10 protein-coding genes are annotated in these 12953 nt (G+C 68.7%); 7 read left to right on the top strand and 3 right to left on the bottom strand.

Annotated elements, in window-relative coordinates; genetic code table 11:
* Together KF903_RS06485 and KF903_RS06480 are read left to right on the top strand one after the other, a co-directional pair.
* Positions 1–1028, top strand: a 1028-nt coding sequence (locus KF903_RS06485) for a trypsin-like serine protease (protein WP_345777743.1), incomplete at its 5' end; no start/stop codon positions are given.
* Positions 1025–1792 carry a TatD family hydrolase gene (locus tag KF903_RS06480; protein ID WP_291212648.1) on the top strand — a complete coding sequence of 256 codons (768 nt, stop codon included), beginning with the start codon at positions 1025–1027 and terminating at the stop codon, positions 1790–1792. The genes KF903_RS06485 and KF903_RS06480, both read left to right, overlap by 4 nt.
* A 9-nt stretch (positions 1793–1801) precedes the next feature.
* Here the strand turns inward: KF903_RS06480 and tcdA are convergent, their stop codons facing one another.
* Entirely contained in the window at positions 1802–2590 is a 789-nt protein-coding gene (gene tcdA / locus KF903_RS06475; RefSeq protein ID WP_291212623.1) for a tRNA cyclic N6-threonylcarbamoyladenosine(37) synthase TcdA, read from the bottom strand.
* Between the two features lie 72 nt (positions 2591–2662).
* Here tcdA and KF903_RS06470 point away from each other — a divergent pair, with 72 nt between their 5' ends.
* From KF903_RS06470 to KF903_RS06450, 5 genes are all read left to right on the top strand, one after another.
* The gene (locus tag KF903_RS06470) at positions 2663–3055 is read left to right on the top strand and encodes a hypothetical protein (RefSeq protein WP_291212620.1); all 393 of its coding nucleotides are present in this window, start codon (positions 2663–2665) and stop codon (positions 3053–3055) included.
* A gap of 153 nt (positions 3056–3208) precedes the next feature.
* A complete protein-coding gene (locus tag KF903_RS06465; protein ID WP_291212618.1) occupies positions 3209–7030 on the top strand; it encodes a S8 family serine peptidase in 3822 nt (1273 codons plus the stop codon).
* Positions 7031–7294: 264 nt separating this feature from the next.
* Positions 7295–8767 (top strand): efflux transporter outer membrane subunit, encoded by a 1473-nt coding sequence (locus KF903_RS06460; protein WP_291212615.1) that lies wholly within the window; start codon positions 7295–7297, stop codon positions 8765–8767.
* On the top strand, positions 8764–9930 hold the full coding sequence (locus tag KF903_RS06455; protein ID WP_291212612.1) for an HlyD family efflux transporter periplasmic adaptor subunit: 1167 nt from the start codon (positions 8764–8766) through the stop codon (positions 9928–9930). The genes KF903_RS06460 and KF903_RS06455 overlap by 4 nt, the downstream gene beginning before the upstream one ends.
* A gap of 8 nt (positions 9931–9938) precedes the next feature.
* On the top strand, positions 9939–11480 hold the full coding sequence (locus tag KF903_RS06450) for a DHA2 family efflux MFS transporter permease subunit (RefSeq protein WP_291212609.1): 1542 nt from the start codon (positions 9939–9941) through the stop codon (positions 11478–11480).
* 4 nt (positions 11481–11484) lie between these two features.
* Here KF903_RS06450 and KF903_RS06445 read toward each other — a convergent pair whose 3' ends face one another.
* Together KF903_RS06445 and KF903_RS06440 are read right to left on the bottom strand one after the other, a co-directional pair.
* Positions 11485–12594: an acyltransferase gene (locus KF903_RS06445; RefSeq protein WP_291212607.1), complete on the bottom strand. Its 1110-nt coding sequence runs from the start codon at positions 12592–12594 to the stop codon at positions 11485–11487.
* A 1-nt stretch (position 12595) separates the two neighbouring features.
* The gene (locus tag KF903_RS06440) at positions 12596–12898 is read right to left on the bottom strand and encodes a DUF962 domain-containing protein (RefSeq protein WP_291212604.1); all 303 of its coding nucleotides are present in this window, start codon (positions 12896–12898) and stop codon (positions 12596–12598) included.
* Between the last annotated feature and the right edge of the window lie 55 nt (positions 12899–12953).

Genomic DNA, 12953 nt, shown 5'->3' with positions numbered 1-12953 from the left:
GCGACACGGCGACGATCGAACTGCAGGTTCCGGCCGCGCTGGCCGAAGGGCACCCAAGTCCACTCACGATCACGGCCGTCGGCGCCGGTTTCCGCGATCTGTTCGGCCGCGCCAAGGCCACCGGCCCCGGCACCTCGGGTGCCTGCAACATCAACGTGGCCTGTCCACTCGGCCAGCCCTATCCGAATCAGATTCGAGCGGTTGGCCAGTATCAGTTCAACAGCGATGGCGGCAGCTACATCTGCACCGGCACCCTGCTCAACAATACCGCGCAGAACCGCAAGAACTATTTCCTGACCGCCGCGCATTGCGTCTCCACTGCGGCCGAAGCGCAGTCGATGGTGGTGTACTGGAACTACCAGTCGACCACGTGCGGCACGCTGACCGCGCCCGCGGGCGGCTATTTCAACGACGACCAGCACGGCGCCAACCTGCGGGCGACGCGCGAGGACGTCGATTTCACGCTGGTGGAGATGAGCACCACGCCCGAGGCGGGCTGGAACCTGCACTACGCGGGTTGGGACGTGAGCGGCACTGCGCCCAGCGGCACGGTCGGCATCCACCATCCCTACGGCGACGTCAAGAAGATCACGGCCGGGCCGCAGCCGACGACCACCGACAACTGCATCTCCAACACCTACCACGCCAACACGCACTGGCTGACCGGCCCCTACTCGCAGGGCACCACCGAAGGCGGCTCGTCGGGCTCGGCGCTGTTCTCGAGCGCAAGCAGCAACACGCCGCGCCGCGCGATCGGCATCCTGTCGGGCGGCGACGCCGCTTGCAGCGAAAGCGCACCAAGTCAACCCAACAGCGGCCACGATTGCTACGGCAAACTGGCAGTTGCCTGGACCGGCACCGGCACCTCGAGCAGCAACCGTCTGCGCGACTGGCTCGATCCGGGCAACACCGGCACCCAGGGCATCGACGGCATCGACCAGGGCAGCACGCCGCCGGCAACGGGCGGCGACGGGCATTCGCGCCACGCCATGCCGGGCGACATCGGCGCGCGCATCCCGTGGCATTGACGACACTCGTCGACTCGCACTGTCACCTCGACGCGGCCGAGTTCGCCGCCGACCGCGACGCCGTGCTGGCGCGGGCGCGTGCAGCCGGCGTGATCGCCCAGGTCGTGCCGGCGATCCGTCTGGCCGATTTCGCCGAGCTGCGCGAACTGTGCGCGCAGCACGTCGAGCTGCATCCGGCCTACGGCCTGCATCCGATGTACCTGGCCGACCACGCGCCGACGCACCTGGGCGCGCTGCGCGACTGGCTCGCGCGCGAGTCCGCCGTGGCGGTCGGCGAATGCGGGCTCGACCACTACCTGCCCGGCCTCGATCCGGCACGCCAGCGCGAGCTGTTCGCGGGGCAGTTGTGCCTCGCGCGCGAGTTCGACCTGCCCGTGATCGTCCACGCGCGGCACGCGGTCGACGAGGTCATCGCCCTGCTGCGGCGCCACGCACCGCTGCGCGGCGTGGTACACAGCTTCGCCGGCAGCGCCGAACAGGCGCGCCAGCTATGGAACATGGGGTTCCTCATCGGGCTGGGCGGACCGATCACCTATGAGCGTGCACGACGCCTGCGCGCGCTGGCGGCAACGATGCCGCTCGAATACCTGCTGCTGGAAACCGACGCGCCCGACCAGCCGCTGGCCAGCCACCGCGGCCAGCGCAACGAACCCGCGCATCTCGTCGAAGTGGCGCAAGTCGTCGCGCAGCTGCGCGGCATCGACGTGTCCGAGGTCGCCGCAGCCACGCGCAGCAACGCGCAGCGCCTGTTCGCGCTGGCGTGACGGCGCCGCTCAGCTGCGCGGCGGCGCCAGCAGCCGTGCCAGCACGCGCGACACCGCCGCGAACGCGAACGCACCGGTCACATGGGTGGCCGCACCGAGTCCGCCGCCGCAATCGAGCTTGAGCGCATCGCCTGCGGCCGGACGCGTGCCGCAGACGCTGCCGTCGGCCTGCGGATAGCGCACGTTTTCACGCGAGTACACCGCCTGCACGCCGAAGTAGCGTTTGGGTCCGCGCGGAAAGCCAAACTCCTCGCGCAGCTTCTTGCGCACCAGCGCAAGCAAGGCGTCGTGCTCGGTTTTCGACAGGTCGCGTACCGCGACGAGAGTCGGATCGGTACGACCGCCAGCCGAACCAACGGTCACCAGCGGCAGCTTGCGGCGCCGACACCACGCGATGGCTTCCACCTTGACGCGGAACGCATCGCAGGCATCGAGCACGCAGTCATGGCCGCGGCCGAGCAGTTCGCCAAGATTGGCAGGGGTGAGGAACTGCTCGATCGGCTCGACCGCGAGCTGCGGATTGATCGCCGCCAGGCGCTGCGCCATCACGGCCACCTTGGCGCGTCCGTAGTTGCCATCGAGCGCATGCAGTTGGCGGTTGGTGTTGCCCACGCACACCTCGTCGGCGTCGATCAGCGTGATGCGACCGACGCCGCTGCGCACCAGCGCCTCGGCCGCCCACGAACCCACACCGCCAATGCCGACCACGGCCACGTGGCTGCGCGCAAGGCGCTGCACGCTACCCGCACCATACAGGCGATCGATGCCGGCAAAACGTTGGAAAAGAGTCGGCTCCATGCGCGGCGCAGCGTATCATTGCCGGTCCGGCGCGTCGCAAGCGCCACCTCGCCAGGTCAGGGTCAAACTGCCATGCGTTTCGTCGTCGTCCTTGTCATCGGCCTGTTCATGGGCCTGGCCATCGCCATGTCGCTGGCCAATGCCCTGCAACGCCGCCAGGCCTGGCCGCGCGGCCTCATGCATGTCATGCAGCACGACCTCGCGGCGGCACGCGAGGCCGCGCGCGGCCAGCAGTGCAGCACGCCGCAGATGGCCCAGCGCGCCGAGCGCCTGCGCCTGGTGGCGGCCGAGCTGCAGCCCGCGCTGCTGCCGGCCGACAGCCAGGATCGTGTGCTCACCCAATACATCGAGCAGCTGGCGAGTGAGGCCGCGAACTGGGACACCGCCTCCGCCTGCCCCGTGCAGGCCGAAGCGCTCACGCGCATCGGCCATGCCTGCGATGCCTGTCATCGCGACTACCGCTGACCCAAGCCGTTGCTGGCGCGGCGCCGGTGTGGCGCCCGGCCGGCGATCCGGGCATCATTGCCGCGCCGCGCAGGGAGGCAACCTGGCTACGCCAGATTGACGCGGCCCAATCGCTGTACGCACTTGCCTGTTCCGATTCCATGGGGAGTTTTCATGCGCAACCTATTGTCACTGGCCATCGTGCTGGCGCTGCCAGCCGTGGCTTCCGCCAGCGAGTCAGACTGTCTGATCTCGTTCGCTGGCGCGCAGCACAACGTCTGTACCGGCGACACGAGTCGCGCGGCCGCCGCCCTCGACGAGCTGCTGTCGCTTGGCGCGGTCAAGGATTCGACGCTGCGCCTGGTCAAGTTCAACGGTCCCATCAGCCAGGCCCAACGCACGGCGGTTGAAGCCGCGGGCGCCAGCATCCTCGGCTACGCGCCCTACTACGCCTACATCGTGCGCATGCCGGCACATCTGGACGGCGCGATGCGCGGCATCGACGGCGTGATCTGGAGCGGCCCGCTGATGCCGGCGCTCAAGGTCGACCCCAACATCTACAACGAGCTCAAGAATGGCGGCATCGTCGACGGTCTCGGCATCGAGATGCTCGACGTCGCACTCGACACCCAGGCCAGTCCGGCCAGCGTCCGCAGCGGTATCGCCGCGATCGCCGGGATCAGCCATGTGCAGGTGGTCGACTCGAGCGGTGAGACGCGCGTGCGCGCCACCTTCGCCCGCGCCCAGCTTGCCACCGCGGTCGAACAGCTCGCGCTGCGCGATGACGTGCTCGCGGTCGGTTTCGTCAAGCCGATGCGGCTGTCCAATTCGGCGGGTCATTGGCTGCACCAGAGCAACGTCAGCTCGCCGACGCCGCTGTACTCGATCTGGGACAAGGGTCTGTATGGCTGCGGCCAGATCATCGGCGAGCTCGACACCGGCCTGTACATGGACAACATCGCGTTCAAGGACGCGACCCAGCCGATGCCGATCGATGTGTGCACCACGGGCGCGTCGTGTCCGGTGATCGCCTCGCCCAACTACAACGCGCGCAAGGTCGTGGCCTACTACAAGTGGTCGGGTCTTGCGGGCACGAGCTGGGAGGACAACCACGGCCACGGCACCCACGTCGCCGGCTCGATCTTCGGCAACAACAACGGCGTCAACCCAGGCACCGACTGCGCTAACCAGCCTGCGCCGGACGGCACCAGCAACCTCGTCGGCATGGCGCCCTACGCCAAGCTCGTGATGCAGGAGACCGGCGGCAACCTGGCCTACCTCAACACCATGGGCGGCACCGCCTACCACGCCGCCGATACCGCCTACCAGAACGGCGCGCGCATCCACAGCAATTCCTGGGGTGGCGGCTGTACCGACCAGTTCGGTGCCTGCGTCTCCGGTTGCACGGTGACCTACGATGAATTCGCGCGTGACGCCGACCGCGTCATGAACGATCGTGGCGATCTGCTGATGGTGTTTGCCGCCGGCAACGACGCAACCGCCTGCTCCAACGGCAACAACGTCGGCAGCCCCGGCAACGCCAAGAGCGTGCTGACGATCGGTGCCACCGGTCGCGGCACCGGTGCCAACGCGATGGCAAGTTTCTCCTCGCGCGGCCCGACGCTCGACAGCCGCACCAAGCCCGACCTCGACGCCCAGGGCAGCAGCATCGTATCCGCAGCGCGCAGCGCATCGGGCACGACCTCGATGAGCGGCACGTCGATGGCCACGCCCACCGCCGCCGGCAATGCAGCGCTGGTGCGCGAATACCTGGCACGCGGCTACTACCCGAGCGGGACTGCCAACGCGAGCGACGCGATCGGCGATCCGTCGGGCGCGCTGGTCAAGGCCGTCCTGGCCGCGGGCGCATTCAAGATGACCGGTACCGGTGCGGGTGCAAACCCTGGCCAGGCGCAGGGCTTCGGCCGCATCCTGCTCGACGATTCGCTGTATTTCGCCGGCGATGCCAGCCACCTGTTCATCCACGACGAACCGACCGGCCTGCAGACCGGCGGAGTGACCGAGTTCACGCTCAATGCACTCGGCAGCCAGCGGCTGACCATCGTGCTGACCTGGAGCGACGTCGCGGGCGCGATCAACGCCAGCCCGGCCACGGTCAACTCGCTGCGACTGGAAGTGCAGGATCCCAGCGGCAACGTGTGGACGCAGAAGCTGCCGAGCGGATACAACGTCAACAACGCCAATCCGACGCAGAGCACGGCCACCAGCGGCTACGACACGATCAATACGTTGCAGCGTATCCAGTTCGATACGGCAGCGACGGGCTCGTACCAGATCCGCGTGCGTGGCATCAACGTGCCGACCGGGCCGCAGAAGTTCGCCGTTGCCGCTACCGGCAACTTCGAGCCGAGCACCGCTCCGGACTTCAGCATGAACGCGACCCCGGCGTCGGCCGCCATCTGTGCCGGCAGCAACGCCAATTACGACATCGGCGTGCGCAGCCGCTACGGCTTCACCGATGCGGTCACGCTGAGCACGGGCGCCCTGCCCGGCGCGGCAACCGCAGGCTTCAGCGTCAACCCGGTGACGCCCGCCGATCCGGCGGCGACGAGCCAGCTCACGGTTGCCAACACGGCTGGACTCAGCCGCGGCAGCTACAGCATCGCGGTGACGGGTGCGTCCAGCGGTGCCACGCCGCTCAGCCACGCGATCAATCTCGCACTGCAGGTCAGCGAGGGCATTCCATCGAATCCGGCACTGAGCGCGCCGCTCGATGGCGCCACTGGCACGCCACGCAGCCCCGCCTTCGCCTGGGCCAGCGACGTCTCCGCCGAGAGCTACACCATCGAAGTCGCAAGCGACAATGCGTTCACGACGATCGTCGCCAGCGGCACGCCGACCAGCAACAGCTGGACGCCATCGACGCCACTGGCGCCGCTGACCACCTATTACTGGCGCGTGCGTGCCAACAGTGTGTGCGGCAACAGCAGCTACTCGCCGACGTTCAGCTTCACCACCGGCGTGACCTTCCCCGAGCCGTACTGCCCGGTCACGTTCCCGAACAATGTCGAGCCGATCACCAAGGTCATCTTCACCGGCATCAACAACCCGAGCTCGGCCGCGCTCAACGGCAGCCCGGCGCTGGAGGACTTCCTCGGCGTGAGCGGCGGTCTCGTCGCGGCCGGCCAGAGTTATTCGATCACGGTCGAAGGCAACACCGATGGCAGCTGGACCAACGTGATCAACGCCTTCATCGACTGGAACCGCAACGGCACGTTCGAGGCCAGCGAGGGCTACTCGATCGGCAACATCACCAACTCGACCGGACTTGACGGCAAGCAGGCCACCAACACGATCGCGGTGCCGGCCAGCGTGACGCCGGGCCCGGTGCGCATGCGCGTGCTCAAGCGGTACAGCGCGGCGGCAACGGCCTGCAACAACACGGGTTATGGTCAGGGTGAGGACTACACGCTGATCGTGCAGGGCAACGCGAACTACACGGTCGGCGGCAGCGTGACGGGCCTGGCCGGTTCCGGCCTCGTGCTGTCGCTCAATGGCAGCCAGAGCCTGCCGGTGGCGGCCAATGGCAGCTTCACGTTCCCGACCGCGCTGGCCGACGGCAGCAGCTATGCGGTGACGGTGACGACCCAGCCCGGCACGCCTGCGCAGACCTGCACGGTCAGCAATGGCGGCGGCGTGCTCGCCGGTGCCAACGTGACCAATGTCGCCGTGGCCTGCACGACCAATACCTACACGGTCGGCGGCAGCGTGACGGGCCTGGTCGGTTCCGGCCTCGTGCTGTCGCTCAATGGCAGCCAGAGCCTGCCGGTGGCGGCCAATGGCAGCTTCACCTTCCCGACTGCGCTGCTTGACGGCAGCAGCTATGCGGTGACGGTGACGACCCAGCCGAGTGCGCCGATCGAGGTGTGCACGGTCAGCAATGGCAGCGGCACGCTCGCCGGCGCCAACGTCGGCAACGTGGCCGTGAGCTGCATCGACCGCATCTTCGCCGACGGCTTCGACGAAGCCCCCTGATACCCGTCAGGCGGTGAATTCCGGCGCCACGACCGCAAGGTCGTGGCGCTTTTTTGTGTGTCGGCATGACGGCGGCGGCCGCGGCCCGCCAGGCACCTGCGGCCCACGCCCTTGCCGCTGCATTCGGGCTGTCGACAAATACCAAACTCGCTGGTATCGTTTTGGCCGCCGCTGCGGCATCGCGACCCAACCATCGCCATGCATGCGTGGCGCCAATCTCCCCGCCCGCCTCCCGGCGGGCGCTCTTGTATGCGGAACCCGACCTTGGACCGGATCATTGCAGCGCTCCACCGCAGTGTCGCCGTCGCGGTTGCCTGCGGCGTCCTTGCCGCCTGCGCGGTGCCGCCCAGGCCCGAGCTGCCGCCACTGCGCAGCGAAGCGCCGCTGGCGGGCCTGGCGCTCGCCGATCACGGTGACTGGCCGGCTGCCCAGTGGTGGCGGCAGTACGCTGACCGTCAGCTCGACGATCTCGAGACGCGCGCGCTGGCCAATTCACCGAGTCTGGACGAGGCGCAGCGTCGCCTGCAGACGCTGATCGCGGCAGTCGACAGTGCGCGCGCCACGGCCGGTCTCGCGGCGCAGGGCAACCTGGAACTGCAGCGGCAGCGGTTGAGCGAGAACGGCTTGATCCCGCCGCGCTTCCTCGGCTTCACCTGGTACAACCAGGCCGACCTCAACCTTCAGTTCAAATACGACTTCGACCTGTTCGGCAAGACCCGCGCCGCCGTCGCGGGTGCCATCGACCAGGCGCGCGCCGGCGAGGCCGAGCGCAGTGCGGCCAGCCTCGCGCTGACCGCTGCGGTGGCCGATGTCTATTTCGGCTGGCAGGTCGATCAGGCCCACCTCGCGCTCGCGCGCGACAGCGAACAGGCGCTCGAACGCCTGCGCACGCTGGTCACGCTGCGCGTCGCGCGCGGCATCGACGTCGCCGACTCGATCCACCAAAGCCAGGCGCGGTTGGCGGCAGCGCGCGAGCTGCGCGTGGCCTGGGCCGGTTCGGCGCAATTGCGACTGGCGGCGCTGGCGGCGCTGCTCGGCGTGGCGCCTGCCGAGCTGCCCACGCTGCAGCCACACGCCCTGCCGCCGATCGACGCACACCTGCCCGCGGATGTCGGACTCGACCTCATCGCGCGTCGACCCGACATCGCCGCTGCGCGCTGGCGTGTCGAAGCCGCGATGCGCCAGGTCGACCGTGCGCGCGCCCAGTTCTATCCCGACATCGGCATCGCCGGTCTCGTCGGCCTGCAGTCGCTCGATCTGGACAAGCTGCTCAACCTCGACAGCCGCCTGCTCGGCGTCGGCCCGGCCCTGCACCTGCCGCTGTTCGCGCGCGGCCAGCTCAAGGCCGCCTATGGCGTGTCACAGGCCCAGCTCGATGCCGCCGCCGCGCAGTACGACGCCGTTGTCGTCAGTGCCGCCAACGACGTCGCCACCCAGGCGCTGGCACTGACCCAGGCGCAGGCGCGACGCAGCGAACGCGAGGCTCAACTGGCCACCGCCGGCGAGCTCCACACGCTGGCCACCGCCCGTGCGCGCCAAGGCCTTGTCGACGAGCGCGCCGTGCTTGCCGCGCAGGTCGAACTGCTGCAGCAGCGCGACGCGCTGCTCGCGCTCGACGCACAATCGGTCGCCGCCCAGGTCGCGCTGACCAAGGCGCTCGGCGGCGGCTATCGCAGCGATGCCCCTGCCGGTGCGCCTTCCCATTCCACGCCAACCGACCGGGTCCTGCCGCGATGAGTGACTCCCCCACCGCCGCCACTGGCGACAACGGCAAGCGCCGTGCGCTCCTGCTCCTGATCGGCCTCGTCTTCGTGCTGGCCGGGTTGGCCTGGTATCTGGCCTGGCGCCTGGTGTTCTCGCAGCGCGAGGTCACCGACGATGCCTACGTCAACGGCAACCAGGTCATCGTCTCGGCGCAGATCCCGGGCACCGTGGTTGCGATCCTCGCCGACGACACCCAACGTGTCGAAGCCGGCCAGGTGCTGGCCAGGCTCGATCCGACCGACACCGAACTCGCGCTCGCCAAGGCCAGCAGCGCGCTGGCCCATGCAGTGCGCCAGGTGCGCCAGCTCGGCGAGAGCGCGGCGCAAGCCGATGTCGCCATCGCGGCGCGCCGGCTCGATCTGGCGCGCGCACAGGCCGATCTCGCGCGGCGCACGCCGTTGCTGGCCGACAAGGCGGTCGCGGCCGAGGAAGTCGCCCACCTGCGCGATGGCGTCGAACTGGCGCGCAGCGCACTCGACGCCGCCCAGCGTCAGGCCGCCGCCGCGCATGCGCTCATCGACGGCAGCGACGTGGCCGGCAACCCGGCCGTGCTGCAGGCGCGCGCCGCCTTCCGCGAAGCCTGGGTCAACGCCCGGCGCAACGCGATCCTGGCGCCGATCAGCGGCTACGTCGCCCAGCGCAACGTGCAGGTCGGCAACCGCGTGCAACCGGGCCAGCCGCTGCTGACGGTCATCCCGCTGCATGACCTGTGGATCGACGCCAACTTCAAGGAAAGCCAGCTCGCCAACATCCGCATCGGCCAGCCGGCGCACGTCGAAAGCGACGTCTACGGCGGCAAGGTGGAGTACACCGGCAAGGTGGTCGGACTCGGTGCCGGCACCGGCTCGGCGTTCGCGCTGCTGCCACCGCAGAACGCGTCGGGCAACTGGATCAAGGTCGTGCAGCGCGTGCCGGTACGCATCGCGCTCGACGCGGCCCAGCTCGAGCGCCATCCGTTGCGCATCGGCCTGTCGACCACGGTGAAGATCGACACCCACGAACGCAATGGCCGCATGCTGGCGCCGCCGGCGGGCGAGGCGATGGTCGCGCAGACCGATGTCTACGCGCGCGACCTGGCCAAGGCCGACGCCGAGGCCGACGCGATCATCACCGCCAACCTGCCCACCACGCACTGAGCGCGGCCATGAGCGCCCTGCCGGACGCGCGCCCCGCCCTGCCGCCGCTGCACGGCGCGCCGCTTGCGCTGCTGACCGTCGCGATCGGCTTCGCGACGTTCATGGAGGTGCTCGACATCACGATCGTCAACGTCTCGGTGCCGCACATCGCCGGCAGCCTGGGCGTGAGCCCGCAGGAAGGTACCTGGGCGATCAGCTCGTATTCGCTGGCGAGCGCGATCATGCAGCCGCTGTCGGGCTGGATCGGGCGGCAGTTCGGCGAGGTGCGTGCATTCTGCCTGTCGGTCATGTTGTTCGTGCTGATGTCGATGTTCTGCGGCATGGCCACCAGCATGCCGATGCTCGTGGTCGGGCGCCTGCTGCAGGGCGCCGGCTCGGGTCCGATGGTGGCGCTGTCGCTGAGCCTGCTGCTCAACAACTACCCGAACGAAAAGAAGGGTCTCGCCCTCGCGCTGTGGGCGATGACCGTGGTGGTGGCGCCGATCTTCGGCCCGATCCTTGGCGGCTGGCTCACCGACAACTACTCGTGGCCATGGATCTTCTACATCAATGCACCGGTCGGCCTGCTCGCGGTGGCGGTCACCTGGCTGCTGCTGCATCGACGCGAGACCACGATCGTCAAGACGCCGATCGACACCGTCGGCCTCGTGCTGCTCGTGGTCGGCGTCGGCTGCCTGCAGTTCATGCTCGACAATGGCAACGACAAGGACTGGTTCTCCTCGCCGATGATCGTGGCACTGGGCGTCATCGCCGTGGTCTGCCTCACCTTCCTCATCGCCTGGGAGCTCACCGACAAACATCCGATCGTCGACCTCGGCCTGTTCCGCAAGCGCAACTTCGTCATCGGCGTGGGCGTGATGTCGGTCGGCATGGTCGGCTTCTTCGGCATCAACGTGGTGTACCCGCTATGGCTGCAGATCGTGCTCGACTACACGGCGAGCTGGGCGGGACTGGCCACCGCGCCGGTGGGCATCCTCGCCTTCGTGTTCGCGCCGCTCATCGGCCGCAACATCGAGCGGCTCGAACTGCGCTCGGTGGTGACCGCCGCATTCATCATCTTCGCCGCCACCTCGTACTGGTTCTCGCTGTTTCCCGACAATGCCTCGTTCAACCAGCTGCTGTGGCCGCGCTTCATCATGGGCATCGCCATCCCGTGCTTCTTCATCCCGCTCAACCAGGTGTTCCTGTCCGGCCTCAAGCCTGACCAGATCGCCTCGGCCTCGGGCCTGGCCAACTTCTGCCGCACGATCGCAGCGAGCATTTCCACCGCGCTCACGGTGACCGTGTGGCAGCACCGCGGCGACTACCACCACGCAGTGCTGGCCGAGCATCTCAACGGCGCCAGCCACGCCGCCAATGCCTACGTGCAGGGTCTGGGTGGCGACGCGCGCGCCTGGCAGGTGGTCGAGGCGCTGGTCACGCGCCAGTCGCTCACGCTGGCCGTCAACGACGTATTCCTCGGCTGCGCCATCATGTTCGTGGCGATGATTCCGCTGGTCTGGCTGGCCCGACCGCCGTTCGGCAACGTCGCGGCCGGACCCGGTCACTGACGTCTCAGCGCAGCCGCGCCGCCGCGCGTTGCTGCCAGCGCGTGGCCAGCCATCGCCCGAGCGCGATGCCGGGTCGCTCGACGCAACGCTCGACCACCGCCGCGGCGGCCACGCCGAGCAGCGTGCAGGCAGCGAGGTAGACCAGCATGTGCTGGCCACGCCAGGGCGAATCCGCCGCCTGCTGCAACAGCCACCACAGGACCAGCATCGTCAGCGGTGCATGGAACAGGTAGAGGGAATAGCTGATCCTGCCGAGCCAGACGAACAGGCCCGCACGCAGCCTCGTCACGCGCGTGCCGAGCAGGAACACGAGCAGCGCAATGGCGCCACACACCACGTAGTTGTTGCGCGGCCCGATGGCCCAGCTTGCCGCGAGCGGAAACACCACCAGGTAGTAGCCCACCAGCGCAGCCAGCAGCCGGCGCGCGCCGGCGTCGATCGCCGCACCATCATCGAGGTGGCGAAACAGGGCGCCACACAGCATGAACGACAGGTACAGCGGCAGGAATGCGAGCGGCAACGACAGCGCCACGCCACGCCAGGCCGCGAACACGGCCAGCGTGTGCACGCCGGCCAGCAGCGCCGCCAGCCACGCGATGCGGCGCGCGTCGTGGAGACTGTGCAGCAGCGCAAGCACGATGCACAGGGCGTAGAACACCAGTTCCACCAGCAAGGTCCAGTACACGCCGATCGCGGGCGGCACCCCGACCAGGTCCTGCAGCAAGGTCAGGTTGACGAGGATCTCGCGCCAGCCGAACGGCCGACCCCACAGCCACCACATCGCGCCCGCACCGAGCGGCACCGACAGCCAGTAGGCGGGAAAGATGCGCAACACGCGGCGGATCGCGAACGTCGCCAGCGGCGAGGGTCGGTCGAGGCGGATGCTGTCGGGGATGACGTAGCCGCTGATCAGGAAGAACAGCATCACGCCGATGCGGCCGAAGTCGAAATCCTGCGCGAAGCGGGCCAGCGCCAATCCGCCCATCGGCTGCACAGGCGCCAGTTGCGCCTGGAAGAACTGGGTGACGTGCAGCCACACCACGAGCAGCGCGGCGATGCCGCGCAGCGCGTCGATGTGCAGAAAGCGCGGCGCAGCGGCAGCCGTGCCGGCCATCTCAGAGCCGGACGCGACCACGCAGGATATCCACGTACATCACCCAGTCGCCGGCAAGGCTGTAGAACGGATGGCGGAACGTCGCCGGCCGGTTGTGCTCGAAGGCGAAATGGCCGATCCAGGCACAGCCATAGCCGGCGAGCGGCGCCAGCCACAGCCAGCGCGCCTGGCCGCTGACCAAGGCCACCGCAAGCACCACCAGCACCAGCGTGCTGCCGATGAAATGCAGGCGCCGGCAGTTGCGGTCCGCATGCTCGGACAGGTAGAAGCGGTAGAACTCGCGGAAATTCGCGTAGCGGGACATGCGGAATGGGCCGTGGCGTCGACGGGCGACGGAGACGGCGTCGATTATCCGTTGA

Source organism: Dokdonella sp. (genome assembly GCF_019634845.1).
In the GTDB taxonomy this organism is placed as follows: domain Bacteria; phylum Pseudomonadota; class Gammaproteobacteria; order Xanthomonadales; family Rhodanobacteraceae; genus Dokdonella_A.
Note: the sequence above shows the minus strand (reverse complement) of the source record. Positions and strands in the feature narration are given on the sequence as shown.

Coding starts and splice junctions, on each gene's coding strand:
- KF903_RS06450 (WP_291212609.1), top strand. CDS start 9,939: ATGAGCGCCCTGCCGGACGCGCGCCCCGCCCTGCCGCCGCTGCACGGC.
- KF903_RS06455 (WP_291212612.1), top strand. CDS start 8,764: ATGAGTGACTCCCCCACCGCCGCCACTGGCGACAACGGCAAGCGCCGT.
- KF903_RS06445 (WP_291212607.1), bottom strand. CDS start 12,594: ATGGCCGGCACGGCTGCCGCTGCGCCGCGCTTTCTGCACATCGACGCG.
- KF903_RS06470 (WP_291212620.1), top strand. CDS start 2,663: ATGCGTTTCGTCGTCGTCCTTGTCATCGGCCTGTTCATGGGCCTGGCC.
- tcdA (WP_291212623.1), bottom strand. CDS start 2,590: ATGGAGCCGACTCTTTTCCAACGTTTTGCCGGCATCGATCGCCTGTAT.
- KF903_RS06440 (WP_291212604.1), bottom strand. CDS start 12,898: ATGTCCCGCTACGCGAATTTCCGCGAGTTCTACCGCTTCTACCTGTCC.
- KF903_RS06465 (WP_291212618.1), top strand. CDS start 3,209: ATGCGCAACCTATTGTCACTGGCCATCGTGCTGGCGCTGCCAGCCGTG.